Genomic DNA, 25524 nt, shown 5'->3' with positions numbered 1-25524 from the left:
GCCCTTACCCCTGCCTGCCGGTGCTGGTGATGGCGCGGTTCAACGTGCTGCCCACCAGATTTTCGACCTCGACGCGCGCATCCAGAGATTTCTTGTAATCAGCGGATGCCGTCTTGGCGGCATCCGGAAGACCGTTCCACTCAAGTGCCGCGCCCTGAAGATCGCCATTGCGCAGCTTGTTTTCCATGCGTGCGATCCTGGCTTCGGGGGTTTCGCCTTCGATGTTTCCGACGGGTCGCACCTTCACCAGCGAAAAGGCGCTTTCGGTCAGGCGTTCCATGATGCCCTGATTGGGGTCAGGCTGGTTTATGGCTGAGAGCATCGCATTGGCGACATCGGGGAACTTCTGCATCAGCTCCGAGCGTGATGGTACGCCGGTTGCGGCGAAGGATTGCAGCGATGCGATGGCCGGATCGTCGGGCGTTACCTTGGACAGGGTATCCAGTTCCGTCAGGAACGGTCCACCGCGATCGATCGCGGCCTTCAGCGCGGCCGATGCTATAGCGCGGGCGACTTCGATATCGTCGCGCGGCTCGTTGATCTTGGCTTCAGCGTCAGCGAGACGGCGTGTCAGTTCCGCTGTCGCCGAAGTCTGCGCAGACCGTTCCGACTGGAGAGCCGCTTCGAGGGCGGTGACTTTCTCTAACAGCCCATCGACCTGCGAGGCCTCCCCCTTCACGCCTTCAAGGGTTGCGATGCGCTGTTCCAGCGCCGAGGTGTCGGAGGCTGGCGCATTGGCAAGCTGCTGGCGCAAGCTGTCCAGATCGGTTTTAAGGGCAGCGATTTCCTCGCTTCCCGCCTTGCCCGCATTAAAGGAGGGCAGGATGCCTGCATATTGCATGCTGCCGGCGGCGGCGAGCGCCACAAGGCCGCCGACGATACCTGCCGCGATCAGGCCCGAGGTCGCCGCCTGTTTGCTATCGACCCGCTGCGGTATGGAGGGCTTTGCCGGTCCTGAGGACGAGGTCGCGGTCGAAGGCTTTGCCGTGGTGGCGCCGCCGGATGCGCTGGTGGAGGCTGTGGATCCGGAGGCAGGCTTTGCTGTTGCAGCAGCGGCAGCGCTCGTCTGGGCGGTGCCTGTCGAAGATTTAGTATCGGTTTGAGCCGGAGCGGGGGAGGGCGTGACAGGCGCTTTCTGTCCGTTATCCAGGTTCTCCGCCTTCGGTGTCGCCGCCACGGCGTCCGCTTTCCCGACATTGGGCTCGGGCTCGAGAGGGGGTCTCTTTGGCTGATCCCATATCGGTGCGGCATTGCCTGTTGCGGTTGCTTCCGATCTGATATCCGAAACTGCGGAATCCGCCGCGGTCTCCGGGGTTTTGTCACCGGGCTTTTTGTCGGTCTCGGCGGCATCCACGTCGGCGGAAACTGCTTTCACGTCTTTGGCGTCCAGGTCGATCGTGACCGGTTCGGCTTTGGACTTGGAGTGGCGTGGCGGCTTTCCCGATACCATGACAACCTCATTTCTGCCTGCAGTACTCTAAACCTAGTCAGTGACGGCGGCAAAGGAAAGAGGCGAGCTCGAATTAGGTTCCAGAGTTGCGGTGCAGAAGTTCAAACATTGCAGCCTCGCTCGGCTCTTTGGCAGCAACCGCGTTGACGCGGAAGATTTCCGGAACGAGAGAAAACACGTTGCGGCTGATGCAGATGAATTGTGTTCTCGCCAACGCCTTTTCGTATGTTTCCGTCGATACATGACGGAAAAATGCCCGCGCCGCTTCCGATGAATAAAGCAGGACCACATCCGCCGCGTTTTTCACCAGGGCCGTTTCGAGCACAGTTTCAGGAACGTCGCAGGGCAGCATCTCGTAACAGTCGACCGTTTTGAAGGCAATGCCGGCGGCGGCAAGGCCTTCCTCGAAGACGGCGCCACGGGGTCGACCGGCGAGATAAAGCAGGGGTTCTTTCTCGGAAAACAGGGCCGCGCGTTCAGTCATCAGCGCGTTCAGACTTACGGCGTCGCCGGAAGCGGTGAGAATGTGTTTGAAACCGATTTTTTCCGCCGCTTCAGCCGTTGCCCTTCCGACGGCGAACAGCGGTTTTGACAGATTGGGAACCAGCCGGTCTAGTGATGTCTCCAGTGCCCGCAAAGCCTCTGCGCTGGTCACGGCGATGGCCGCCATTGGGTGCGACAGCGCCGAGATGGCGCGCTCGTGATGATGGACGGGATAGAACAGCGGCAGTAGCGCCGGCGTGTGGCCGAGCGCTTCGAGTTTTGCGGCCGTCCTTTCGCCCGAACGCTGCGGCCGGGTGACGACGATCCGCATTGGCTCAGCCCCAGCCTTCGAAGAAACTGCTGCCTGCCTTGGCGCGTACCTCTTCGCCGGCCTGTTGGCCCAGTCTCGCCGCATCCCTGCGGTTGCCAGAGATTTCGATGCCATGGCTCGTCTGGCCATCGGGGGTGAGGATGAGGCCGTAAAAATGCAGTTCCTCGCCGTCACAGGTGGCATAACCGGCAATCGGCGTGCGGCAGGAGCCGTCAAGCGCCGCCAGAAAGGCGCGCTCACAGCTCACTGAATCATGAGTGGGCCTGTCGTTTATGGGCGCGAGCAGTTCGTCCATGCGCGTATCGCCGATGCGGCTTTCCACGCCGATTGCGCCTTGGGCTGGAGCAGGAGGGAATTCCTTCGGGTCAAGAATTTCCGTCGGAACATTGTCCTTTCCGAGCCGCTTCAGGCCGGCAAGGGCAAGAAGTGTCGCGTCCGCCTGGCCTTCCTCCAGCTTACGCAGCCTTGTATCGACCTGACCGCGAAAAATGATCACGCTCAGATCCGGCCGCAGGCGACGGATCAGCGCCTGGCGACGCAGGGACGCGGAGCCGACCACGGCGCCATGCGGCAGTTCGAGCAGCTTCGGCGCGGTGCGGCCGATGAAGGCGTCGCGTATGTCTTCACGCGGCAGGAAGGCGGACAGATAAAGGCCTTGCGGCAAAACGGTCGGCATGTCCTTTGAGGAATGCACGGCCATATCGAGTTCGCCTGACAGGAGCTGGCTTTCAAGCTCTTCGGTGAACAGGCCCTTGCCGCCGATTTCGGACAAGGCGCGATCGGTTATCCTGTCGCCCTTGGTGGATAGCACGACAATTTCGAACATGTCTTCCGGCAGACCATGCGCCGCCATCAGCCGGTTGCGCGTCTCATAAGCCTGCGCGAGCGCCAGCGGGCTGCCGCGCGTGCCGATTCGGAAAGGTTTTGTTTGCATCCGCGTCTATCCATTGTTACCGGAGTTGTCTTAGACCAACTCCGCGCATGATCGCAATGAACGAACAGATGTGATGACCCCCTTTCTTCGTATCCTCGGCATAGAGACAAGCTGTGACGAAACCGCTGCATCCATTGTGGTTCGGCATGCGGATGGGCGCGGCGAGATCGTCTCCGACGTCGTTTTGTCGCAGCTTGAGGAACACAGCGCCTATGGCGGTGTGGTGCCGGAAATTGCCGCACGGGCCCATGTCGAGGCGCTGGATACGCTCGTGGAAGAAGCGCTGGAGCAGGCGGGCGTGACCCTTGCCGACGTCGATGCCGTTGCTGCTACCTCCGGCCCCGGGCTGATCGGCGGCCTGCTGGTGGGCCTGATGACGGGCAAGGCCATCGCAAAAGCAGCAGGCAAGCCGCTTTATGCGATCAACCATCTGGAAGGACATGCACTGACGGCGCGCCTCACCGATGGTCTATCTTTTCCCTATCTGATGCTGCTCGTGTCCGGTGGCCATACTCAGCTGGTGCTGGTGCGTGGCGTTGGCGATTATGAGCGCTGGGGCACCACCATCGATGATGCGCTCGGCGAGGCCTTCGACAAGACCGCGAAACTTCTCGGCCTGCCCTATCCCGGGGGCCCTGCGGTTGAGAAGGCGGCGGCAAAGGGCGATCCCGACCGCTTTCCGCTTCCTCGTCCGATGGTCGGCGAGACCAGGCTCGATTTTTCCTTTTCCGGCCTGAAAACGGCGGTACGGCAGGCGGCGACCGCGATCGCGCCGCTGTCCGAGCAGGACATTGCCGATATCTGCGCATCGTTCCAGAAAGCGGTCTCACGCACACTCAAGGACCGGATTGGCCGTGGTCTTGCCCGTTTCAAGCAGGAGTTTCCGCATATGGAAACCCAGCCTGCCCTGGTCGTCGCAGGCGGCGTTGCGGCCAATCAGCAAATCCGCCAGACGCTGCAGTCGCTTTGCGATACTCATGGCTTTCGTTTCGTTGCGCCGCCGCAGCGGCTCTGCACCGATAATGCGGCCATGATCGCATGGGCCGGGCTGGAGCGAATGGCCGACGGCCGAGAAGCCGATCCGCTGGAAATCCCGCCGCGCTCGCGCTGGCCGCTCGACGGCAGTGCGGAGACATTGATCGGTTTCGGTAAAAGGGGAGCCAAGGCCTGATGCAGCGGGAGAAAATCGTCGTCATCGGCGCTGGCGCCTTCGGAACTGCGCTTGCCGTCGTCATCGCGCTGGAAAACCGGCACGACGTGATCCTGCTCGGCCGCGATCCATCCCTGATGGCCGACCTCAGGAGCGACCGCGTACATGAGGCGGCGCTGCCTGGCGTCGAACTGCCGGATGTGCTTGAATTTTCCGCCGAGCCGGATGTTCTGACCAGTGCCGGCATCGTCCTCTTTGCGATGCCTTCGCAGGCTCATGCCGATGCGGCTCGTCATTATGGTCCTTATCTGGCTAATGACTCGATCGTCGTTACCTGCGCGAAAGGTATCGACCGGAGTTCCGGTCGGCTGCTCACGGAACTTCTGGAAGCGGAATTGCCCCGTCATCCGATCGCGGTTCTCTCCGGTCCGGGCTTCGCGGCCGATATTGCGCGAGGTCTACCGACAGCCATGGCGATTGCGGCGGAAGATGCAACAATAGCCGAGCGGCTTGCGACTACGATCTCCGGCAAGACCTTCCGGCTTTATGCCTCGACAGACCGCATCGGCGTGCAGCTTGGCGGCGCACTGAAAAATATCCTCGCCATTGCCGCCGGCATCGTTGAAGGCGCGGGCCTTGGCGATTCCGCCCGGGCGGCGCTGATATCGCGCGGGCTTGCCGAAATGTCGCGTCTCATCGTTGCCATGGGCGGCAAGGCCGATACGGTACGCGGCCTCTCCGGTCTTGGCGATCTGGTGCTGACCGCCACTAGCCACCAGTCGCGCAACCTGCGTTTCGGCATCGCGCTTGGCCGCGGTAATGGCAAGGACATGTCCGGCGGGCTGGTAGAGGGTGCCTTTGCGGCTGCCGTCGCCGCCCGGCTGGGAGAAAGTCACACCGTGGACATGCCGGTTACCGAAGCGGTGGCCGCTATCATCGACGGAAATCTGGATGTGGCGAGCGCCATGCAACAATTGATGACACGGCCCATCACAACCGAATAAGGCATAAGGAGACGAAAATGCTGTTCGCTTTTATCTGCAAGGACAAGCCCGGCCACCTGAACGTGCGCATGGAAACGCGCCCGGCGCATCTGGAGCATCTGAACAGGCTCAATTCCGAGGGCACGCTGAAGATCGCCGGGCCTTTTCTCGATGCCGAAGGCAAGCCGAATGGCAGCCTCGTCATCGTTGAAGCCGCCGATATCGATGCGGCCAAGGCTCTTGCCGAAGCCGATCCCTATGCAAAGGCTGGCCTGTTCGAAAGCGTGGACGTGAAGCCCTATAACTGGGTCTTCAACAATCCGGGAGCTTGAGCGGGCATGGCGAATTATTGGCTTTACAAGTCCGAGCCGTTCAAATGGTCCTGGGAAATGCAGAAGGCCAAGGGCGAGGCGGGCGAAGAGTGGACCGGCGTGCGCAATTATCAGGCGCGCAACAACATGCGCGCCATGAAGATTGGCGACAAGGGCTTCTTTTACCACTCCAATGAGGGACTGGATGTTGTCGGCATCGTCGAAGTCTGTGCGTTGTCGCATCCGGACTCGACCGCCGAAGGTGATTTGAAGTGGGATTGTGTCGACATCCGCGCCGTCTGCGATATGCCGCAGCCGGTTTCGCTAAAGGATGTTAAGGCCAATCCGAAGCTGGCGAATATGTCGCTTGTCACCTCCATGCGGCTTTCCGTGCAGCCGGTGACGGAAGAGGAGTATCTTGAGGTCTGCCGCATGGGCGGGCTCGCAAATCCTCCGAAATCCCCGGATTGAAGCGTCGGTGAGGACCGATCCCGAACGCTTCATCCTCGACAATACCGGCATCATGCATCCGCCTCATGTGCCGGAACTCTCCCTTCATCTCGCGACCGAAGCGCATGAGCTCTGGCTGAAGACGGAAGAGGAACTGGAGCAGATTGGCTTGCCGCCGCCTTTCTGGGCTTTTGCCTGGGCCGGCGGGCAGGGTCTTGCCCGTTATGTGCTCGATCACACGGAAAGCGTAAGCGGCAAGCGTGTGGTGGATTTTGCCAGCGGCTCCGGGTTGGTTGCCATAGCTGCTGCAAAGGCCGGTGCTGCAACCGTGCTTGCCGCCGATATAGATCCGTGGACGGAAACGGCTGTTCGTATGAATGCAGGCCTGAATGGGGTTGATATCGGCTTTACCCATGCCGATCTGATCGGCCGCGCCATTGAGGCTGATGTCCTGCTGGCAGGAGATGTCTTTTACGACCGGGCCTTCGCGGATCTCCTCGTGCCATGGTTTATAAACCTGACTGACCGGGGCGTCAGCGTTCTCGTTGGAGATCCAGGCAGGGCGTACCTGCCGAAACAGCGTCTTGAGGCCCTCGCGACCTATCAGGTTACCGTCAGCCGTGCGCTGGAAGACAGCGAAGTGAAGAAGACCATCGTCTGGCGCTTCCTCTGATCAGGGGCGAATAATGCAGACACCGTGCTGGTAAACGCAGGCATCATCCGCATTATCGGTATTCACGGTAATGATTTTTGCTCTGGGCGCCGGCAATAAACGGGGTCCGGTCGTGGCAATCTGCGGCGATATTCCGCTGCCAGTCGCGAAATAATTGCCGTTGCCTCGAACTCTTAGCGCGGAAATGCTTCCGACATAGGTGCCCCCAGGCAGCGTGGACGGCAGGCCGTCGGTTGAAAAGCTGACTTGCGATTGACTGTGACGATAGGAATTCCGACTATGAAAATCGCCCGCCAAAGAGGGCAGCGCGTAAGTTGAAATCCCGCCTGAAACGATCATGACCAAGGCAACGATTCGGTACTGTAACATGAGCTTCATGCTCCGGTTTTTTTGAGTTAACCAATCGTAAATTACACCTTTTCGGAATTACGTAAAGGTAAATATTTTGAGGGCGTAAATCTTGGAAACGCTCGATTTTTTATTTTCATGCAAAAAAATTCCAAAAAAAAGTCGCGAACCAATCGATTAAATTGGAATCCGCCATGAAATGTGCTTGTGGTGATGCGCCCATGTGATTAAACGTCGCGGTTGGTGCAATGCACATTCTTTCGTCATGTGCTGTTGCTTGGGGGCGTCCTGTCTTGTGGACGCACGGGAAAACGCCGCGAGGTTCTGATGGCGAATGTGACAAATAACCGGCCTCTGTCGCCGCATCTTCAAATTTACAAACCGATTCCAACGATGGTGGCCTCCATCATCCACCGCGTAACCGGTGGCGCGCTCTATTTCGGTACGCTCCTGGTCGCCTGGTGGCTTATCGCGCTGGCATCCGGTCCAGCTTATTATGACTGGGTCAGCTGGGCGATGGGCACCATCATCGGCAAGATCGTTCTCGTCGGCTACACCTGGGCGCTGGTTCACCACATGATCGGCGGCCTGCGCCACCTGATGTGGGACCTCGGGCACGGCTTCGAGAAGCACTTCACCACCAAGCTGGCAAAGGCCTCCTTCGTGGCGTCTATCTGTCTGACCGCGCTGATCTGGGTCATCGTCCTGATCGTGCGCTGAGGAGATACTTACATGGATATGCGTACACCTCTCGGGAAGGTTCGCGGTCTCGGCTCCGCCAAGGAAGGCACCGACCATTTCTGGCGTCAGCGCCTGACGGCCGTTTCGAACATTCCGTTGCTGACCTTTTTCGTTGTCTTTCTGATCAAATATGCCGGCGCGCCCTATCCGGAAGTCGTCGCTGCGCTTTCCAACCCGCTCGTCGCTGTCATCATGGCTCTGGTGCTGGTCTCCGGTCTCATCCACATGAAGCTCGGCATGCAGGTCATCATCGAAGACTACATTCACGCCGAAGTTCCGAAGCTCGTTCTTCTGATGCTGAACACATTTTTCGCGATCCTCATCGGTGGCCTGTCTGTCTTCGCCATCCTGAAAATCGCATTCGTAGGATAAGTTCGTCATGGCTTCGATCAGTTCACCTTCCCAGAATGGCAAGGCCTACACCTATGTCGATCACTCCTATGACGTGATCGTGGTAGGCGCCGGCGGCGCCGGTCTGCGCGCTACACTCGGCATGGCCGAACAGGGTTTCAAGACCGCCTGCATCACCAAGGTTTTCCCGACGCGCTCCCACACCGTCGCAGCGCAGGGCGGCATCGCCGCATCTCTCACCAATATGACGCCCGACTGTTGGCAGTGGCACCTTTACGACACCGTAAAGGGCTCCGACTGGTTGGGCGATGTCGACGCGATGCAATATCTCGCCATGGAAGCGCCGAAGGCGGTCTATGAGCTGGAGCATTACGGCGTGCCTTTCTCGCGTAACGAAGAAGGCAAGATCTACCAGCGCCCCTTCGGCGGCCACATGCAGAATTACGGTGAAGGCCCACCGGTGCAGCGCACCTGTGCCGCCGCCGACCGTACCGGTCACGCCATTCTGCACACGCTTTATGGCCAGTCGCTGCGCAACAATGCGGAATTCTTCATCGAATATTTCGCGCTCGACCTCATCATGGCGCCGGATGGCCGCTGCACTGGCGTCGTTGCCTGGAACCTCGATGACGGCACGATCCACCGCTTCGCTGCCAAGATGGTCGTTCTGGCGACCGGCGGTTACGGCCGCGCCTATTTCTCGGCGACGTCTGCCCACACCTGCACCGGCGACGGCGGCGGCATGATCGCCCGTGCGGGCCTGCCGCTTCAGGACATGGAATTCGTGCAGTTCCACCCGACCGGTATTTATGGCGCGGGCTGCCTCATCACCGAAGGCGCGCGCGGCGAAGGCGGCTATCTCGTCAACTCCGAAGGCGAACGCTTCATGGAGCGTTATGCACCTTCGGCAAAGGACCTTGCCTCGCGTGACGTTGTCTCGCGCTGCATGACGATGGAAATCCGTGAAGGCCGCGGCGTCGGCAAGAACAAGGACCACATCTTCCTGCATCTCGATCATCTCGATCCTGCGATCCTGCATGAGCGTCTTCCGGGTATTTCCGAAAGCGCGAAGATCTTCGCCGGCGTTGACGTGACCCGCGAGCCGATCCCGGTCCTGCCGACGGTTCACTACAACATGGGCGGCATTCCGACCAACTATTGGGGTGAAGTGCTGAACGCCGATGCCAACAACCCGGAACGCATCGCGCCCGGCCTGATGGCGGTCGGCGAAGCCGGTTGCGCCTCGGTTCACGGCGCCAACCGTCTTGGCTCCAACTCGCTGATCGACCTTGTGGTCTTCGGTCGTGCCGCCGCCATCCGCGCCGCTCAGGTCATCAATCGTGACGAGGCGATTCCCGCTCTCGATACGGCTGCCTGCGACAGGATCATGGAACGCTTTGACAGCCTGCGTTATGCCAACGGCTCGACGCCGACGGCGGTGCTGCGTGATAAGATGCAGCGCGCCATGCAGGACGATGCGGCCGTGTTCCGCACGCAGGAATCGCTCGAAAGCGGCTGCCGCCGTCTCTCGGAGATCTGGAAGGAACTGCCCGACGTCAAGGTCACCGACCGTTCGATGGTCTGGAATTCCGATCTGGTCGAAACGCTCGAGTTGCATAACCTCATGGCCAATGCCATCACCACGGTCTACGGCGCGGAAGCGCGCAAGGAAAGCCGCGGTTCGCATGCCCGCGAGGATTTCGTCGACGGTCCGTTCGGTGGTCGCGACGACGTGAACTGGCGCAAGCATACGCTTGCCTGGGTCAGCCCCGAAGGCGACGTGAAGCTCGACTATCGCCCGGTTCACACCGACCTGATCGCCGACGGCATCGATCCGAAAAAGATCGAGCCGAAGGCGCGTGTCTACTGATTTGAGGAACTGGATATGGTTGAACTTGCTCTCCCCAAGAATTCCCAGATCAACGAAGGCAAGGTCTGGCCGAAGCCGGATGGTGCCAAGAATGTGCGCGAATACCGCGTCTATCGCTGGAACCCGGATGACGGCCAGAACCCGCGCATCGACACTTTCTATATTGATGTCGATGATTGCGGACCGATGGTTCTCGATGCGCTTCTTTACATCAAGAACAACATCGACCCGACGCTGACGCTGCGCCGCTCCTGCCGCGAAGGCATCTGCGGTTCCTGCGCGATGAACATCGACGGCACCAATACGCTCGCCTGCACCAAGGGCATGGACGAGATCAACGGCACGGTGAAGGTTTATCCGCTGCCGCATATGCCTGTCGTGAAGGACCTTGTTCCTGACCTTTCGAACTTCTACGCCCAGCACCGCTCGATCGAGCCCTGGCTGAAGACGGTTTCGCCCACACCCGCCAAGGAATGGAAGCAGAGCCATGAGGATCGCCTGAAGCTGGACGGTCTTTATGAGTGCATTCTCTGCGCCTGCTGCTCCACGTCCTGTCCCAGCTACTGGTGGAATGGCGACCGTTATCTGGGTCCGGCCGTTCTGCTGCAGGCCTATCGCTGGCTGATCGACAGCCGCGATGAGGCGACCGGCGAGCGTCTCGACAATCTCGAGGACCCGTTCCGTCTCTATCGCTGCCATACGATCATGAACTGCGCGCAGGCTTGCCCGAAGGGCTTGAACCCGGCCAAGGCGATTGCGGAAATCAAGAAGATGATGGTTGAGCGCCGCGTCTGAGGACGAATCGCCTACCACAGAGATTTATCGGGCCGCGGTCTCGACCGTGGCCCTTTTTTCAACCCGGCGTGGGAAAATTCGGTAAAAATTGACCGAAATGGTAATTATCCCGGCCATCGCTTGCGCAAGATAAGGCTTTGGTAATAATTCAGCCTTCTTGTTTGATCATCGTCTTTCCGGAAGCGAGAGAATCGGGAGCTTGATATGCAATTCAGATATGTGGTGACGGGCCTTGCGGTTGTGATGAGCCTTGCCGGTTGCCAACGTACCTCCTACGATTACAACAACAACGCCAGCAACAATCCCGGTTATACGCCGCCCCTGCAGGCGCAGCCGGTGCCCTCCGTTCAGTCTGGCGCCCTGCCGCCGCCCGGTGGTGCCAACGGCAGCCAGTTCCCGTCGGCGCCTGCTTCGGCGACACCCGGCGGCACCAATGTTGCATCCGCTGCTCCACCGGCAACAGCTCTCGATGTGACCAAGGAATCCATGGTCGGCAACTGGCGCGTTTCTAATGGCGGGGCCAATTGCGATATGTTCCTGACGCTCACCAATCTGGGCAGCGGATCGCGTGGCGGCACGCGTGGTTGCTCCGGCGAGCTGACGGCGATGGGGTCCTGGGAAGTATCCGGCAAGATGGTCGTCTTCAAGAATCGCTCGGGTGACACTATCGGCCGCGTCTACAAGAGCGCAGACGCACGCTTCGACGGCACGACCAATAGCGGGCAGCCGCTCAGCCTCAGCCGATGAGTCGTTCCGGTGCAGCCGGAACGTTCATTCTGCTCTAAGCCATTCCATTCGTCGCGGGTTCTGTGCTGCATCCGCGACCGGGGCGTCTTTTCATGAAGCCATTGCCTGATTACAATCATAGTGTCGTTGAACAGCTCAACGCATTGACGGCAGCTGGCACCTTGCAGGCCGATGCCGCCCAGCTTGGTGTGGCGGCCCATCTCGACAGAATTCTCGCCGATCTGAAGGCCCGCAAGCCTGCCAAGAAGAAGAGCGCGCTCGGCTGGATGTTCGCACGCAAGGCCGGTCCAGCAACGACGGTGAAAGGGCTTTATGTCTATGGCAGCGTCGGCCGCGGCAAGACGATGCTGATGGACATGTTTTACGAAATGGCGCCCGTTTCTTCCAAGCGGCGTTGCCATTTTCATGAATTCATGGCGGATGTGCATAATCGTGTGCATGCGCACCGGCAGAAGCTGAAGAATGGCGAGACCAAACAGGCCGATCCGATTCCGCCTGTCGCCGCCCAGCTTCTGGCGGAGGCCGAACTCCTGTGTTTCGATGAATTCACCGTGACGGATATTGCTGATGCGATGATCCTCGCGCGGCTATTCAGCGAGCTCTTCGCCAATGGCTGCACGTTGGTGACGACCTCCAATGTCGTTCCGGACAATCTCTACAAGGATGGTCTCAATCGCGGCCTGTTCCTGCCCTTTGTCGAGCTGCTGAAGAAGCATGTGGAGGTGGTGACGCTGGACAGTCCCACCGATTATCGGATGGAGAAGCTGGAAAGCCTGCCGGTCTATGTGACGCCGCTTGATGGCGCGGCCGATCAGGCGATGGATATGGCGTGGCGGCACATGACCGGCGGGCACCTTGTTGCGCCAACCGAGATACCCATGAAGGGTCGTTCCATCCTGGTGCCGCGCGCCAGCGGCCGTGTGGCGCGTTTTTCCTTTTCCGACCTTTGCGAGAAGCCGCTCGGGGCTTCCGACTTCCTTGCCATCGCCAATCGTTTCGACACGGTCTTCATCGACCACATTCCATTTTTGAACGCGGACAAGCGGAACGAAACCAAGCGTTTCATCATCCTCATCGACGCGCTTTATGATCACAGCGTCAGGCTGTTCGCGTCGGCGGCAGCGATGCCGGAAGATCTGCTCGGCAAACGCAAGGGAACGGAAGGTTTCGAGTTCGATCGCACCGCCTCGCGTCTGTTTGAAATGCGTAGCGCCGATTATCTGGCGCTTCATCAAGAAAAACGGCAGAAAGTTTGACACTTTCGTGACGCATTTTCTTACGTTTACGTAAGAAAATATTGATCTAAACGATTGAAAATACTCAGCAGAAAAGAATCTGTTGCCTATTTTGGCCAATGGGTCTAATCGGAGTGCGACAATTTGGCTGCCGGTTTGGCGCGGTGAAATTGAATTGAAGCTCAAGAGGAAGCATTCGATGGCTCGCAAAAAGATTGCACTTATTGGTTCTGGCATGATCGGCGGCACGCTGGCGCATCTGGCCAGCCTGAAGGAACTGGGCGATATCGTCCTCTTCGATATTGCTGACGGCATCCCGCAGGGCAAGGGCCTGGATATTGCCCAGTCCGGCCCGGTTGAAGGCTTCAATGCAAAGCTCACCGGCGCATCCGATTACGCTGCCATCGAAGGCGCTGACGTGTGCATCGTCACCGCTGGTGTTGCCCGCAAGCCCGGCATGAGCCGCGACGATCTTCTCGGCATCAACCTCAAGGTCATGGAACAGGTCGGCGCCGGCATCAAAAAATACGCGCCGAACGCTTTCGTCATCTGCATCACCAATCCGCTCGACGCCATGGTCTGGGCGCTGCAGAAGTTCTCCGGCCTGCCGAAGAACAAGGTCGTCGGCATGGCCGGCGTTCTCGACAGCGCGCGTTTCCGCCTCTTCCTCGCCGAAGAGTTCAACGTTTCGGTTGAAGACGTCACCGCCTTCGTTCTCGGCGGCCACGGCGACACCATGGTGCCGCTCGCCCGTTACTCCACCGTTGCTGGCGTTCCGCTGACCGATCTCGTAAAGATGGGCTGGCTGACGGCCGAGCGTCTCGAAGAGATCATCCAGCGCACCCGTGACGGCGGCGCCGAAATCGTTGGTCTCTTGAAGACCGGCTCGGCCTATTACGCCCCGGCTGCCTCGGCAATCGAGATGGCTGAATCCTACCTCAAGGACAAGAAGCGCGTTCTGCCCGCCGCTGCCCACCTTTCGGGCCAGTATGGCGTAGACGACATGTATGTCGGCGTTCCCACCATCATCGGTGCAGGCGGTATCGAGCGCATCATCGAGATCGAACTCAACAAGGAAGAAGAAGCTGCCTTCCAGAAGTCCGTCGGCGCTGTCGCTGGTCTCTGCGAAGCCTGCATCAACATCGCTCCGTCGCTGAAGTAACAACTTCAAGCGGTTCCAAACAGGGATTATTCCATGAATATTCACGAATATCAGGCCAAGGCTCTTCTGAAGGGCTACGGCGCGCCGGTTGCCGAAGGCGTTGCCATTCTCAAGGTCGAAGAAGCCGAAGCTGCCGCAAAGCAGCTTCCGGGCCCGCTCTATGTCGTCAAGAGCCAGATCCATGCTGGCGGCCGCGGCAAGGGCAAGTTCAAGGAACTCGGCCCGGACGCCAAGGGCGGCGTTCGTCTGGCCAAGTCCATTGAAGAAGTCGTTTCCCACGCCAAGGACATGCTCGGCAACACGCTGGTAACGGCGCAGACGGGCGATGCCGGCAAGCAGGTCAACCGCCTCTACATCGAAGACGGCGCTGATATCGCTCGCGAACTCTATTGCTCGCTGCTGGTAGACCGTTCGGTGGGCCAGGTTGCCTTCGTGGTTTCCACCGAAGGCGGCATGGACATCGAAGCCGTCGCCCACGACACGCCTGAAAAGATCCACACCATCGCCATCAACCCTGAGAAGGGCGTTTCCGATGCCGACGTTGCTGCGATCTCCAAGGCGCTTGAGCTCGACGGCATTGCTGCCGAAGATGCCAAGTCGCTCTTCCCGATCCTCTACAAGGCCTTCAGCGAGAAGGACATGGCTCTTCTCGAGATCAACCCGCTGATCGTCATGGAAAATGGCCATCTGCGCGTTCTCGACGCCAAGGTTTCCTTCGACGGCAACGCCATGTTCCGCCATGACGACGTCAAGGCGCTGCGCGACGAAACCGAAGAAGACGCCAAGGAAATCGAAGCCTCCAAGTGGGACCTCGCTTACGTGGCGCTCGACGGCAACATCGGCTGCATGGTCAACGGCGCTGGCCTTGCCATGGCGACGATGGACATCATTAAGCTTTACGGCAAAGAGCCGGCAAACTTCTGCGACGTCGGCGGCGGCGCCGGCAAGGAGAAGGTTGCGGCAGCTTTCAAGATCATCACTGCCGACCCGAAGGTCGAGGGCATCCTCGTCAACATCTTCGGTGGCATCATGAAGTGCGACGTTATCGCCGAGGGCGTTATCGCCGCGGTGAAGGAAGTCGGTCTGCAGGTTCCGCTCGTTGTTCGCCTCGAAGGCACCAACGTCGAACTTGGCAAGAAGCTTCTGAACGAATCGGGCCTTGCGATTACGGCTGCTGACGATCTGGACGACGCAGCCAAGAAGATCGTCGCGGCGATCAACGGCTAATTGAGGGACTGGAAATAATGTCTATTCTCGTTAATAAAGACACCAAGATCCTCGTTCAGGGTCTGACCGGCAAGACCGGTACCTTCCACACCGAACAGGCGCTTGCCTATTACGGCACGCAGATGGTCGGCGGCATTCATCCGAAGAAGGGTGGCGAAACCTGGACCGGTTCCAAGGGCGAAACCCTGCCGATCTTCGCAACGGTTGCCGAAGCCAAGGAAAAGACCGGTGCAGATGCATCCGTGATCTATGTTCCGCCGGCAGGTGCAGCAGACGCGATCATCGAAGCCATCGATGCGGAAATTCCGTTCATCACCTGCATCACCGAAGGCATCCCGGTCATGGACATGGTCCGCGTCAAGGCTCGCCTCGACCGTTCGAAGTCCCGCCTGCTCGGCCCGAACTGCCCCGGCATCCTGACGCCGGAAGAATGCAAGATCGGCATCATGCCGGGCTCCATTTTCCGCAAGGGTTCGGTCGGTATCGTATCGCGCTCCGGCACGCTGACCTATGAAGCCGTGTTCCAGACGTCCAACGAAGGCCTCGGCCAGACGACGGCTGTCGGCATCGGCGGCGACCCGGTCAAGGGCACCGAGTTCATCGACGTCTTGGAAATGTTCCTCGCTGACGACGCCACGCAGTCGATCATCATGATCGGCGAAATTGGCGGTTCGGCTGAAGAAGATGCGGCGCAGTTCCTGATCGACGAAGCCAAGAAGGGCCGCAAGAAGCCGATGGCCGGCTTTATCGCAGGCCGCACGGCTCCGAAGGGCCGCACCATGGGCCACGCCGGTGCTGTCGTTTCCGGCGGCAAGGGCGATGCGGAATCCAAGATCGCTGCCATGGAAGCAGCGGGCATCAAGGTTTCGCCTTCCCCGGCGCGCCTCGGCAAGACGCTGGTTGAAGTCCTCAAGGGCTGAGACCACATGAAACCGGTAACGGGCGGCGCGGCTTCAAGCTCGCGCTGCCCGATGCCGCAAGAAGACAAACAGACGGCATACCGCCCCGGCGGCAGACAGCAATAATCAAAGCGGCAGGCCGGTCGAACGGCCCTAACGGCATCGAGGAGGCGGACGGACAAGTCCGCAAGAACACAATGGCAAGGCAAGAAGCGAACGAGCAGTTTCAGATCACGTCGTTTCTGGACGGCGCGAATGCAGCCTATATCGAGCAGCTCTATGCCCGGTACGAAGAGGACCCCTCTTCCGTGTCGCCGGAGTGGCAGAGCTTCTTCAAGGCACTGTCCGATAATCCGGAAGATGTGAAGAAGGCGGCCAAGGGCGCCTCCTGGAAGCGTGCCAACTGGCCGATCCCGGCAAATGGCGACCTGGTTTCCGCACTTGATGGCAACTGGGCCACGGTCGAAAAGGCCATCGAAAAGAAGGTTCAGGCAAAGGCTGAGGCCAAGAGCGCCGATACCGGCAAGCCGGTCAGCGAAGCCGAAGTGCTGCAGGCGACCCGTGACAGCGTTCGCGCCATCATGATGATCCGCGCCTACCGCATGCGCGGCCACCTGCATGCCAAGCTCGATCCGCTCGGTATTGCCGTTGCCGTCGAGGACTATAACGAGCTTTCGCCGAAGTCCTACGGCTTTGAAGAAAGTGATTACGACCGCAAGATTTTCATCGATAACGTGCTCGGCCTCGAATATGCGACCGTGCGCGAGATGATCGATATTCTGGAGCGCACCTATTGCTCCACTATCGGCGTCGAATTCATGCACATGTCCAGCCCGGAAGAGAAGGCCTGGATTCAGGAGCGCATCGAAGGTCCGGACAAGGGCGTTGCCTTCACGGCCGAAGGCAAGAAGGCCATTCTGTCAAAGCTGGTCGAAGCCGAAGGTTATGAGCAGTTCCTCGACGTGCGTTTCAAGGGCACCAAGCGTTTCGGCCTCGATGGCGGCGAATCGCTGATCCCGGCGCTCGAGCAGATCATCAAGCGCGGCGGCCAGGAAGGTCTCGAAGAAGTCGTTCTCGGCATGGCCCACCGCGGCCGCCTGAACGTTCTGACCAACGTCATGGGCAAGCCGCACCGCGCCGTATTTCACGAGTTCAAGGGTGGTTCGTTCAAGCCAGACGACGTCGAAGGTTCGGGTGACGTGAAGTATCACCTTGGTGCCTCCTCGGACCGCGAGTTCGACGGCAACAAGGTTCACCTGTCGCTGACGGCCAACCCGTCGCATCTTGAAATCGTCAACCCTGTCGTCATGGGCAAGGCCCGTGCCAAGCAGGACCAGCTGGCCAAGGTGTGGGAAGGCGATGTCATTCCGCTTTCCGAGCGCGCCAAGGTTCTGCCGCTGCTTCTGCACGGCGATGCCGCTTTTGCGGGCCAGGGCGTGGTTGCTGAAATTCTCGGCCTCTCCGGCCTGCGCGGTCACCGCGTTGCCGGTACCATGCACTTCATCATCAACAACCAGATCGGCTTTACGACGAACCCGGCCTTCTCCCGTTCGTCGCCCTATCCGTCCGACGTCGCCAAGATGATCGAAGCGCCGATCTTCCACGTCAACGGTGACGATCCGGAAGCTGTGACCTATGCGGCCAAGGTTGCCACCGAATACCGCATGAAGTTCCACAAGCCCGTCGTCGTGGACATGTTCTGCTACCGCCGCTTCGGCCACAACGAAGGCGACGAGCCGGCGTTCACGCAGCCGAAGATGTACAAGGTCATCCGCGGCCACAAGACCGTCGCGCGCATCTATGCCGACCGTCTGATCGCCGAAGGCCTGCTCAGCGAAGGCGAATTCGAGAAGATGAAGGCCGACTGGCGCGCCCATCTCGAGCAGGAATTCGAGGCGGGGCAGTCCTACAAGCCGAACAAGGCCGACTGGCTGGACGGTCAGTGGTCCGGCCTGCGTGCCGCCGACAATGCGGATGAGCAGCGTCGCGGCAAGACCGGCGTGCCGATGAAGCAGCTGAAGGAAATCGGCAAGAAACTGTCGACCATTCCCGAGGGTTTCAACGCCCACCGAACGATCCAGCGTTTCATGGAAAACCGCTCGCAGATGGTCGAGACCGGCGAAGGCATCGATTGGGCGATGGCGGAAGCGCTTGCTTTCGGTTCGCTCGCCGTCGAAGGCCACAAGATCCGCCTCTCCGGTCAGGATTGCGAACGCGGCACCTTCTCGCAGCGCCATTCGGTTCTCTACGATCAGGAAACCGAAGAGCGTTACATCCCGCTCGCGAACCTCGCGCCGACGCAGGCCCGTTACGAAGTCATCAACTCGATGCTTTCGGAAGAAGCCGTCCTTGGTTTTGAATATGGCTACTCGCTCGCCCGTCCGAATGCGCTGACGCTCTGGGAAGCCCAGTTTGGCGACTTCGCCAACGGCGCACAGGTGGTGTTCGACCAGTTCATCTCGTCGGGTGAACGCAAGTGGCTGCGCATGTCCGGTCTGGTCTGCCTGCTGCCGCATGGTTACGAAGGCCAGGGTCCGGAACATTCGTCCGCCCGTCTGGAGCGCTGGCTGCAGATGTGCGCGGAAGACAACATGCAGGTTGCCAACTGCACGACGCCGGCAAACTATTTCCACATCCTGCGCCGCCAGGTGAAGCGCGACTTCCGCAAGCCGCTGATCCTGATGACGCCGAAGTCGCTGCTGCGTCACAAGCGCGCCACCTCTTCGCTGGCCGAGCTTGCAGGCGAGTCCTCCTTCCACCGTCTCCTGTGGGACGATGCTGAAGTCATCAAGGACGGCCCGATCAAGCTGCAGAAGGATTCGAAAATCCGCCGTGTCGTCATGTGCACGGGCAAGGTCTATTATGATCTGCTGGAAGAACGTGAGAAGCGCGGCATCGACGATATCTATCTGCTGCGTATCGAACAGCTCTATCCGTTCCCGGCCAAGGCGCTCATCAACGAGCTGTCGCGCTTCCGCAATGCGGAGATGGTCTGGTGCCAGGAAGAGCCGAAGAACATGGGTGCGTGGTCGTTTATCGACCCTTACCTGGAATGGGTCCTGGCGCATATCGACGCCAAGTACCAGAAGGTCCGTTACACGGGCCGTCCGGCTGCCGCCTCTCCGGCGACCGGCCTGATGTCCAAGCATCTGGCGCAGCTTGCTGCGTTTCTGGAAGACGCGCTGGGAGAGTGAGAACTCTCCCGCATCGCCCCGCAAAAAAGACACCTGAATAACGGAACTAGATCATGGCCACTGAAATCCGCGTACCAACCCTCGGCGAATCCGTCAGCGAAGCGACCGTCGGCACCTGGTTCAAGAAGGTCGGCGACATCGTCAAGGCCGACGAACCTCTCGTTGAACTGGAAACCGACAAGGTTACCGTCGAAGTCCCGGCGCCTGCCTCTGGCGTTCTGACTGAAATCGTTGCGCAGAACGGCGAGACCGTTGGGCTCGACGCGCTTCTCGGCCAGATCGCCGAAGGTGCTGCCGGCGCTGCGACCTCCGCACCGGCTGCCGAACCGGCAAAGGCTGCTGCTGCCGCGGCCGCCGCTCCGGCCCCCGCTGCTTCCGCCGCCAGCGCCATGCCGCCGGCACCTGCCGCTGGCAAGCTGCTTGCTGAAAACAACCTGTCTGCCGATCAGGTCGACGGTTCCGGCAAGCGTGGCCAGGTGCTGAAGGGCGATGTGCTCGCTGCTGTCGCCAAGGGCGTTTCGGCTCCGGCCGCTCCGGCTCCTGCTGCTGCACCGCGTCCGGTTTCCGCCGAACAGGATCAGGTTCGCGAAGAGCGTGTGAAGATGACGCGCCTGCGTCAGACCATCGCCAAGCGCCTCAAGGACGCGCAGAACACCGCCGCCATGCTCACCACTTACAACGAAGTGGACATGAGCGCGGTTATGGACCTGCGTAACCGTTACAAGGACGTGTTCGAGAAAAAGCATGGCGTCAAGCTCGGCTTCATGGGCTTCTTCACCAAGGCCGTGACCCACGCGCTGAAGGAACTGCCTGCCGTCAACGCCGAAATCGACGGCACGGACATCATCTACAAGAACTATTGTCACGTCGGCATGGCTGTCGGCACGGACAAGGGTCTTGTCGTTCCGGTCATCCGCGATGCCGACCAGCTTTCCATCGCCGGCGTCGAAAAGGAACTCGGCCGTCTTGCGAAGGCGGCGCGCGATGGTTCGCTCGGCATGGCCGACATGCAGGGCGGCACCTTCACCATCACCAATGGTGGCGTTTACGGCTCGCTGATGTCTTCGCCAATCCTCAATGCACCGCAGTCGGGTATTCTCGGCATGCACAAGATCCAGGAGCGTCCGGTCGCCATCGGCGGTCAGGTCGTCATTCGCCCGATGATGTATCTGGCGCTCTCCTACGATCACCGTATCGTTGACGGCAAGGAAGCCGTGACCTTCCTCGTTCGCGTCAAGGAAAGCCTCGAGGATCCGGAACGTCTGGTTCTTGATCTCTAATCGCTCTTGCTTTTCGTTTCAGCGGGGCTTCAAGTGAAGTCCCGCTGGAAGTCTAACAGGGAGAGCAGACGTGCAGCCGACATTTCTAGCCGCCTCGCCTTTTTTGCCGCTTGTCGGTCTGAGCGTCCTTCTCCTCGTCGTGCACGTCATGTTGCAGGGGATGACGGCGACCAAGGAATTCGGGCTTGAATGGAATGCCGGCCCGAGGGATGGCAGCCGAGAGCAGCAGGGCAGGCTTTCCGGCCGTGCGTCACGCGCGTCTGCGAATTTCCGGGAAACATACCCGGCTTTTCTGGCGCTCGCTTTCGGGGTCATCATGGCGGGTGATCCTGCCGGTCTGGCGCTCACTGGCGCCTGGATCTGGCTGATCTGCCGGGTGATCTACATTCCGCTCTATCTGGCGGGCGTCCCCTATATACGGTCTTTCGTCTGGCTGGGGTCGATGCTCGGGCTGGCACTCATGTTTTTCGTGCTGATGTTCTGAAGGCTGCTTTACGATGCATCAATATCTCATCGAACTTGCATCCCTGATGGCGATTTTCTCCTTCGCGATCGTGTCGCCTGGCGCCGATCTCGCCATGGTCATGCGTCAGGCGATGGTGCATGGGCGCAAGCAGGCCATCATCACCAGCTTCGGCGTCGGGACATCGCTGATGTTCCATGTCACCTATACGATCCTCGGCCTTGGCCTGATCATTTCCCAGTCGATCTATCTCTTCAACATCGTCGAATGGCTGGGTGTCGCCTATCTGATTTATATCGGCATCAAGGCGCTGCGCGCTGGCAAGACCGAATTGCCCGCTGCCGAAGGTGAAGGCGTTCAGGCGAAAAGCAGTCAGACGGCGCTGAAGGCGTTTACGCTCGGTTTTGCGGCCAATGCACTCAACCCCAAGCCGGTGTTTTTCTTCCTGTCGATCTTTTCGACGGTGGTTCACGCCCACACGCCCGTTGGCATCAAATTCGGATACGGTCTCGTCATGGCAAGCTGCCTCATCCTTTGGTTCGTTGGCGTCAGCCTGTTCATGACGACACCACGAATGCGCGCCGCGTTTCAGCGCGCCAGCCAATGGATCGACCGCACCAGCGGGGTGGTTTTCATCGCCCTCGGTATAAAACTCGCAACGGAAAAAGCGGCCTGAGTTTCAGGTCAAACGGAAGCTGGGCAATGATCCGATATCTTGCCCCTATAAAGCAGGAACCAGAACATGGCATATGATGTAGTTGTAATCGGCACCGGCCCCGGCGGTTATGTTTGCGCGGTCAAGGCGGCGCAGCTGGGCCTCAAGGTCGCTGTCATCGAAAAGCGCGCGACCTATGGCGGCACCTGCCTCAATGTCGGCTGCATTCCCTCCAAGGCGCTGCTGCACGCGTCCGAAACCTTCGCACATGTTGCCCATGGTGTCGACTCGCTCGGCATCGAAGTTGCAGCGCCCAAGCTGAACCTTGAAAAGATGATGGGTCACAAGGACGGCGTGGTGAAGGCCAATGTCGATGGCGTTGCCTTCCTGTTCAAGAAGAACAAGATCGATGCTTTCCAGGGCACCGGCAAGGTTGTGTCGGCCGGCAAGGTTTCCGTCACCAACGACAAGGGCGAGACACAGGAAATCGAAGCAAAGAATATCGTCATCGCCACGGGTTCTGACGTTGCCGGCATTCCGGGTGTTCAGGTTGATATCGATGAAAGCGTCATCGTGTCCTCCACCGGCGCAATCGCTCTCTCCAAGGTTCCGGAAAAGCTGATCGTTGTCGGCGGCGGCGTCATCGGCCTTGAACTCGGTTCGGTCTGGTCGCGTCTCGGCGCCAAGGTTACCGTCGTCGAATATCTCGACAACATTCTCGGCGGCATGGATGCCGAGGTTTCCAAGCAGGCGCAGCGTCTGCTCGCCAAGCAGGGCCTCGATTTCAAGCTCGGCGCAAAGGTAACGGCTGTTGAAAAAACCGCTGCCGGCGCCAAGGTCGTGTTCGAGCCGGTCAAGGGCGGCGCTGCCGAAACGCTGGAAGCAAACGTCGTGCTGATCTCCACCGGCCGCAAGCCCTACACCGAAGGTCTCGGCCTTGCCGAAGCTGGTGTCGTGCTCGACAGCCGTGGCCGCGTTGAAATCGACGGCCACTACAAGACCAATGTCGATGGCATCTATGCGATCGGCGACGTGGTGAAGGGCCCGATGCTGGCGCACAAAGCGGAAGACGAGGGTGTTGCGCTTGCGGAAATCCTTGCCGGCCAGCGCGGTCACGTGAATTACGACGTCATTCCGGCAGTCGTTTACACGCAGCCGGAAGTGGCTTCCGTCGGCAAGACCGAAGAGGAACTCAAGGCCGCCGGCGTCGCTTACAAGGTTGGCAAGTTCCCCTTCACCGCCAATGGCCGCGCCCGCGCCATGCAGGTGACGGATGGTTTCGTGAAGATCCTTGCCGACAAGGAAACCGACCGGGTTCTCGGCGGTCACATTGTCGGCTTCGGCGCTGGCGAAATGATCCACGAGATCACCGTACTGATGGAGTTTGGCGGTTCCTCGGAAGATCTCGGCCGTACCTGCCATGCGCACCCGACCATGTCGGAAGCCGTGAAGGAAGCGGCGCTGGCAACGTTCTTCAAGCCGATCCACATGTGATCGGCGTTTGAGCCCGACGCTCGAATATTAAATTTCCGTCATCTGCTGAACCCCGGCTTGCCATGCAGGCCGGGGTTTCTCATACTCGCGCTAAAGCCTGTCTAACCTTTTGATAAAAGGCAATAAAATGGCGCATTCCACTCAAGTTTCCTTCTCCATTCCGCAGCGTGTCATCCATTGGACAATGGCGCTTCTGATTTTCTTCAACCTCTTGTTTCCCGATGCCATGGCCCATGCCTACCGGCTGATGCGGCGGGGCGAAACAGTGACGCCAGATCAGATTTCTTCTGCCAATATCCATGCCTATGTCGGCTTCGCCGTGCTGTTTCTTGCGGTACTGCGCTTCTGTCTGCGGCTGATCCAGGGCGTTCCGCCACATCCGCCTGAGGAGCCGCGTGTCGCGCAGATTGCCGCCAAGGTGGCGCATTTTACGCTTTACGCGCTGTTCTTCATCCTGCCACTCTCTGGCATCGCCGCCTATTACTTTGGCGTAGGCGCGGCAGGAGAGCTGCACTCCGGCCCGTTCAAGGTGCTGATGTGGGTTTTGATCGCGGGCCATGTCGCGGCTGTCCTTGTTCACCAGTTCTATTGGCGCACCAGTCTCCTCCGGCGCATGACACACGGCTGAGCGGCGGTTTGTCACGTTCCCCCTGCCGCGTAAAAACGGCATGTTTCCCTTGCTGCAAAGGAGCGGCTGGGGATCAAAGATGCCAAATATTGAAGATATATTGCCAGGTGCCGATTGGTACGATTGCTTTCAGGGTGAATTGACAACGCCTGTAACGTCCTCGCTCGATGTGAGCAGGCTTTTTCTGGAGCATCCTCCGGCATGGATCAGCGGCCTGATGTCGCTTCGAAACGGTATCGTTTCGATGGTCGGTTTAAAAACGGTCGAGCTGGCGGCGGGCAGTTCTGCGGGCGGGTTCCCGGTCATCACCTCCACGCCAGAGCGAACAGTCCTCGGCTTTGATGACCGCCACCTCGATTTTCGCATCGTCATCGATCTCGAAGATGCGGCAGACCGCCAGCTGGCGAGCGTCACCACCATTGTCCGGCGCAAGAACCTGTTCGGTCGGTTTTATCTTCTTCTCGTTGGTCCGTTTCACCGCCGCATCGTGCCTGCGACGATGCGACCGTTCTGCGCCTCTATCCGGCCCGTCGAAACAGGAACTGTTCCGGTCACTCAACCCGCGTCAGCGTGAAGCCTTTCGCGCGCAGCAGTTCCACGAGGCCTCCTTCGCCCGGCAGGTGCAGCGCGCCGACGGCCATGAAGACATTACCCTCGGCAAGCTCATCGGTGGAGCGGTCCGCCATCACATGGTTGCGATCGGTGATGATGCGCTGTTCGAAAGCGGCGTAGCCCTTATCGTTGTCGGCGGCCTTCTTGGGATCCAGACTTTTCAGCATCGGCATGGTCATGCCGATGTCGCCCGCGACGTAAAGATCGGTCATGGTCGTCATCACGTCATCCATGCGGTCGCCAAGCTCAAGCGTTTCGATAAGCGCCTGCAGATGAAATTCCATCGGCAGTTCGGACATGGCGGTCAGTTGTTCGACCATTGTCTCCAGCCCGACGAGGCGCTTTCCGTTCGCAACCGCATCTTCGGCAAGCTTCTTGTCGAGAAAGGAAAGGCCCGTTGCCTTGCGGGCAAACTCGCAGGCGGGAAGGGCAACGAAGCTCGAGAGCATCCAGGGCTTCATGCGCGACACGGCATTGAGTGGAATGCCGCGCTCCTTCAGGCCCTTTTCGAGGCGCGCGACATTGTCGGGCGGCAGGATGTCGGTGATCGATTTTCCGTCCAGAAACATGGTGAGTTCGGGCTTGCCCAACAGGGATGCCGCTATTTTCTTGTCATCAAGGATCTCGTCCGATTCCACGATGACAGTCGCTGCCTTCTCAAAGGCGGGGCTGGCGGCGGCCGGCATCTCCAGAACGCGCGGATCGGTCACATGCATGGTGCCGAGAAGATAGGATGGGGCCGTATCTGCCTTTTCGATGCGCCAGAAATTGCCCTTGCCGTTCGGGATCGCGGCCGCTTCCTGTTCAATCTTTGCGAAAGCTTGCGGATCGGTTTTGCGCATCTCTACGAGAATATCGCTGCCCGTGCAGGTGATCTTCCGCTCTGTGGCCCCCGCTTCACTGAGTGACAGCAAGGTCATGAGCAGGATGGCAACGGCGGTGACATGCAGGGCGGCCAGCAGCCAGAGCAGCGCGTCGCCAGTCTTGCCCATCAGGGTGGCGGTGAGATTTTGAGGCTTTATCAGGCTGTGCATCGGTCCAATCCGGTTCTTGTTCGC

Annotated in this window: 26 protein-coding genes; 21 read left to right on the top strand and 5 right to left on the bottom strand. The window is 59.6% G+C overall.

Annotated elements, in window-relative coordinates; translation table 11 throughout:
• Positions 1-4: 4 nt before the first annotated feature.
• The 3 genes from WA845_RS21790 to hemC all read right to left on the bottom strand — a co-directional run bounded on the left by WA845_RS21790 (position 5) and on the right by hemC (position 3198).
• Positions 5-1450: a COG4223 family protein gene (locus WA845_RS21790; RefSeq protein WP_337322574.1), complete on the bottom strand. Its 1446-nt coding sequence runs from the start codon at positions 1448-1450 to the stop codon at positions 5-7.
• A 73-nt stretch (positions 1451-1523) separates the two neighbouring features.
• Positions 1524-2264 (bottom strand): uroporphyrinogen-III synthase, encoded by a 741-nt coding sequence (locus WA845_RS21785; protein ID WP_112553182.1) that lies wholly within the window; start codon positions 2262-2264, stop codon positions 1524-1526.
• A 4-nt stretch (positions 2265-2268) separates the two neighbouring features.
• Positions 2269-3198, bottom strand: coding sequence for a hydroxymethylbilane synthase (gene hemC, locus WA845_RS21780; RefSeq protein ID WP_006698237.1), 930 nt, complete (start codon positions 3196-3198; stop codon positions 2269-2271).
• Positions 3199-3271: 73 nt separating this feature from the next.
• Between hemC and tsaD the strand changes: the two genes are divergently transcribed.
• Genes tsaD through WA845_RS21755 form a run of 5 tightly spaced genes read left to right on the top strand, consistent with a single transcriptional unit; the run spans position 3272 to position 6765 of the window.
• Entirely contained in the window at positions 3272-4369 is a 1098-nt protein-coding gene (gene tsaD, locus WA845_RS21775; protein WP_022556946.1) for a tRNA (adenosine(37)-N6)-threonylcarbamoyltransferase complex transferase subunit TsaD, read from the top strand.
• On the top strand, positions 4369-5352 hold the full coding sequence (locus WA845_RS21770) for an NAD(P)H-dependent glycerol-3-phosphate dehydrogenase (protein WP_112553184.1): 984 nt from the start codon (positions 4369-4371) through the stop codon (positions 5350-5352). The genes tsaD and WA845_RS21770 overlap by 1 nt, the downstream gene beginning before the upstream one ends.
• Before the next feature lie 17 nt (positions 5353-5369).
• Positions 5370-5663: a YciI-like protein gene (locus WA845_RS21765; protein ID WP_004443827.1), complete on the top strand. Its 294-nt coding sequence runs from the start codon at positions 5370-5372 to the stop codon at positions 5661-5663.
• A 6-nt stretch (positions 5664-5669) separates the two neighbouring features.
• Positions 5670-6113, top strand: coding sequence for an EVE domain-containing protein (locus WA845_RS21760; protein WP_004443825.1), 444 nt, complete (start codon positions 5670-5672; stop codon positions 6111-6113).
• A gap of 7 nt (positions 6114-6120) precedes the next feature.
• Positions 6121-6765, top strand: coding sequence for a class I SAM-dependent methyltransferase (locus tag WA845_RS21755; protein WP_112553186.1), 645 nt, complete (start codon positions 6121-6123; stop codon positions 6763-6765).
• On the opposite strand, the gene WA845_RS21750 is transcribed toward WA845_RS21755, so the two are convergent.
• On the bottom strand, positions 6766-7134 hold the full coding sequence (locus tag WA845_RS21750) for a hypothetical protein (RefSeq protein ID WP_162719103.1): 369 nt from the start codon (positions 7132-7134) through the stop codon (positions 6766-6768). It lies immediately after the preceding gene.
• A 306-nt stretch (positions 7135-7440) separates the two neighbouring features.
• Here WA845_RS21750 and sdhC point away from each other — a divergent pair, with 306 nt between their 5' ends.
• From sdhC to WA845_RS21670, 16 genes are all read left to right on the top strand, one after another.
• Positions 7441-7833 (top strand): succinate dehydrogenase, cytochrome b556 subunit, encoded by a 393-nt coding sequence (sdhC, locus tag WA845_RS21745; protein WP_004443817.1) that lies wholly within the window; start codon positions 7441-7443, stop codon positions 7831-7833.
• Between the two features lie 12 nt (positions 7834-7845).
• Positions 7846-8226, top strand: coding sequence for a succinate dehydrogenase, hydrophobic membrane anchor protein (gene sdhD, locus WA845_RS21740; protein ID WP_004443814.1), 381 nt, complete (start codon positions 7846-7848; stop codon positions 8224-8226).
• 7 nt (positions 8227-8233) lie between these two features.
• Positions 8234-10075 carry a succinate dehydrogenase flavoprotein subunit gene (gene sdhA, locus WA845_RS21735; protein ID WP_137069004.1) on the top strand — a complete coding sequence of 614 codons (1842 nt, stop codon included), beginning with the start codon at positions 8234-8236 and terminating at the stop codon, positions 10073-10075.
• Positions 10076-10090: 15 nt separating this feature from the next.
• The gene (locus WA845_RS21730; RefSeq protein ID WP_004443810.1) at positions 10091-10870 is read left to right on the top strand and encodes a succinate dehydrogenase iron-sulfur subunit; all 780 of its coding nucleotides are present in this window, start codon (positions 10091-10093) and stop codon (positions 10868-10870) included.
• Between the two features lie 204 nt (positions 10871-11074).
• Positions 11075-11617, top strand: coding sequence for a protease inhibitor Inh/omp19 family protein (locus WA845_RS21725; RefSeq protein WP_004443808.1), 543 nt, complete (start codon positions 11075-11077; stop codon positions 11615-11617).
• A gap of 92 nt (positions 11618-11709) precedes the next feature.
• Positions 11710-12873, top strand: coding sequence for a cell division protein ZapE (gene zapE, locus WA845_RS21720; protein ID WP_004443806.1), 1164 nt, complete (start codon positions 11710-11712; stop codon positions 12871-12873).
• 178 nt (positions 12874-13051) lie between these two features.
• Positions 13052-14014 (top strand): malate dehydrogenase, encoded by a 963-nt coding sequence (gene mdh, locus WA845_RS21715; protein ID WP_004443804.1) that lies wholly within the window; start codon positions 13052-13054, stop codon positions 14012-14014.
• A 33-nt stretch (positions 14015-14047) separates the two neighbouring features.
• Positions 14048-15241, top strand: a complete 1194-nt coding sequence (gene sucC, locus WA845_RS21710; RefSeq protein WP_006698232.1) for an ADP-forming succinate--CoA ligase subunit beta — start codon at positions 14048-14050, stop codon at positions 15239-15241.
• Positions 15242-15258: 17 nt separating this feature from the next.
• Positions 15259-16161, top strand: coding sequence for a succinate--CoA ligase subunit alpha (sucD, locus tag WA845_RS21705; RefSeq protein ID WP_006698231.1), 903 nt, complete (start codon positions 15259-15261; stop codon positions 16159-16161).
• A gap of 176 nt (positions 16162-16337) precedes the next feature.
• Positions 16338-19334: a 2-oxoglutarate dehydrogenase E1 component gene (locus WA845_RS21700; RefSeq protein ID WP_004443801.1), complete on the top strand. Its 2997-nt coding sequence runs from the start codon at positions 16338-16340 to the stop codon at positions 19332-19334.
• 53 nt (positions 19335-19387) lie between these two features.
• Complete coding sequence (gene odhB / locus WA845_RS21695; protein ID WP_337322573.1) at positions 19388-20614, top strand: 2-oxoglutarate dehydrogenase complex dihydrolipoyllysine-residue succinyltransferase; 1227 nt, start codon at positions 19388-19390, stop codon at positions 20612-20614.
• Positions 20615-20684: 70 nt separating this feature from the next.
• Entirely contained in the window at positions 20685-21098 is a 414-nt protein-coding gene (locus WA845_RS21690; RefSeq protein WP_004443796.1) for an MAPEG family protein, read from the top strand.
• Positions 21099-21111: 13 nt separating this feature from the next.
• Positions 21112-21753 carry a LysE family transporter gene (locus WA845_RS21685; RefSeq protein WP_112553194.1) on the top strand — a complete coding sequence of 214 codons (642 nt, stop codon included), beginning with the start codon at positions 21112-21114 and terminating at the stop codon, positions 21751-21753.
• Between the two features lie 66 nt (positions 21754-21819).
• Positions 21820-23226, top strand: a complete 1407-nt coding sequence (lpdA, locus tag WA845_RS21680; RefSeq protein WP_004443790.1) for a dihydrolipoyl dehydrogenase — start codon at positions 21820-21822, stop codon at positions 23224-23226.
• Positions 23227-23353: 127 nt separating this feature from the next.
• Positions 23354-23854, top strand: coding sequence for a cytochrome b/b6 domain-containing protein (locus WA845_RS21675; RefSeq protein ID WP_112553196.1), 501 nt, complete (start codon positions 23354-23356; stop codon positions 23852-23854).
• Positions 23855-23933: 79 nt separating this feature from the next.
• Positions 23934-24428 carry a DUF2867 domain-containing protein gene (locus tag WA845_RS21670; protein WP_112553198.1) on the top strand — a complete coding sequence of 165 codons (495 nt, stop codon included), beginning with the start codon at positions 23934-23936 and terminating at the stop codon, positions 24426-24428.
• Here the strand turns inward: WA845_RS21670 and WA845_RS21665 are convergent.
• On the bottom strand, positions 24406-25500 hold the full coding sequence (locus tag WA845_RS21665) for a TraB/GumN family protein (protein ID WP_112553200.1): 1095 nt from the start codon (positions 25498-25500) through the stop codon (positions 24406-24408). The genes WA845_RS21670 and WA845_RS21665 overlap by 23 nt on opposite strands.
• Between the last annotated feature and the right edge of the window lie 24 nt (positions 25501-25524).

The organism is Agrobacterium sp. CMT1 (assembly GCF_037203725.1).
Classification (GTDB): Bacteria; Pseudomonadota; Alphaproteobacteria; order Rhizobiales; family Rhizobiaceae; genus Agrobacterium; species Agrobacterium pusense.
Note: the sequence above shows the minus strand (reverse complement) of the source record. Positions and strands in the feature narration are given on the sequence as shown.

Bases quoted from the DNA above. Each gene is read 5' to 3' on its own strand.
- sdhD (WP_004443814.1), top strand. From the start codon at position 7,846: ATGGATATGCGTACACCTCTCGGGAAGGTTCGCGGTCTCGGCTCCGCC.
- WA845_RS21730 (WP_004443810.1), top strand. From the start codon at position 10,091: ATGGTTGAACTTGCTCTCCCCAAGAATTCCCAGATCAACGAAGGCAAG.
- WA845_RS21770 (WP_112553184.1), top strand. From the start codon at position 4,369: ATGCAGCGGGAGAAAATCGTCGTCATCGGCGCTGGCGCCTTCGGAACT.
- lpdA (WP_004443790.1), top strand. From the start codon at position 21,820: ATGGCATATGATGTAGTTGTAATCGGCACCGGCCCCGGCGGTTATGTT.
- WA845_RS21675 (WP_112553196.1), top strand. From the start codon at position 23,354: ATGGCGCATTCCACTCAAGTTTCCTTCTCCATTCCGCAGCGTGTCATC.
- odhB (WP_337322573.1), top strand. From the start codon at position 19,388: ATGGCCACTGAAATCCGCGTACCAACCCTCGGCGAATCCGTCAGCGAA.
- sucD (WP_006698231.1), top strand. From the start codon at position 15,259: ATGTCTATTCTCGTTAATAAAGACACCAAGATCCTCGTTCAGGGTCTG.
- WA845_RS21665 (WP_112553200.1), bottom strand. From the start codon at position 25,500: ATGCACAGCCTGATAAAGCCTCAAAATCTCACCGCCACCCTGATGGGC.
- WA845_RS21700 (WP_004443801.1), top strand. From the start codon at position 16,338: ATGGCAAGGCAAGAAGCGAACGAGCAGTTTCAGATCACGTCGTTTCTG.
- mdh (WP_004443804.1), top strand. From the start codon at position 13,052: ATGGCTCGCAAAAAGATTGCACTTATTGGTTCTGGCATGATCGGCGGC.
- WA845_RS21785 (WP_112553182.1), bottom strand. From the start codon at position 2,264: ATGCGGATCGTCGTCACCCGGCCGCAGCGTTCGGGCGAAAGGACGGCC.
- WA845_RS21685 (WP_112553194.1), top strand. From the start codon at position 21,112: ATGCATCAATATCTCATCGAACTTGCATCCCTGATGGCGATTTTCTCC.
- WA845_RS21790 (WP_337322574.1), bottom strand. From the start codon at position 1,450: ATGGTATCGGGAAAGCCGCCACGCCACTCCAAGTCCAAAGCCGAACCG.
- zapE (WP_004443806.1), top strand. From the start codon at position 11,710: ATGAAGCCATTGCCTGATTACAATCATAGTGTCGTTGAACAGCTCAAC.
- WA845_RS21760 (WP_004443825.1), top strand. From the start codon at position 5,670: ATGGCGAATTATTGGCTTTACAAGTCCGAGCCGTTCAAATGGTCCTGG.
- WA845_RS21750 (WP_162719103.1), bottom strand. From the start codon at position 7,134: ATGTTACAGTACCGAATCGTTGCCTTGGTCATGATCGTTTCAGGCGGG.
- WA845_RS21670 (WP_112553198.1), top strand. From the start codon at position 23,934: ATGCCAAATATTGAAGATATATTGCCAGGTGCCGATTGGTACGATTGC.
- WA845_RS21765 (WP_004443827.1), top strand. From the start codon at position 5,370: ATGCTGTTCGCTTTTATCTGCAAGGACAAGCCCGGCCACCTGAACGTG.
- tsaD (WP_022556946.1), top strand. From the start codon at position 3,272: ATGACCCCCTTTCTTCGTATCCTCGGCATAGAGACAAGCTGTGACGAA.
- WA845_RS21725 (WP_004443808.1), top strand. From the start codon at position 11,075: ATGCAATTCAGATATGTGGTGACGGGCCTTGCGGTTGTGATGAGCCTT.
- sdhC (WP_004443817.1), top strand. From the start codon at position 7,441: ATGGCGAATGTGACAAATAACCGGCCTCTGTCGCCGCATCTTCAAATT.
- hemC (WP_006698237.1), bottom strand. From the start codon at position 3,198: ATGCAAACAAAACCTTTCCGAATCGGCACGCGCGGCAGCCCGCTGGCG.
- sdhA (WP_137069004.1), top strand. From the start codon at position 8,234: ATGGCTTCGATCAGTTCACCTTCCCAGAATGGCAAGGCCTACACCTAT.
- sucC (WP_006698232.1), top strand. From the start codon at position 14,048: ATGAATATTCACGAATATCAGGCCAAGGCTCTTCTGAAGGGCTACGGC.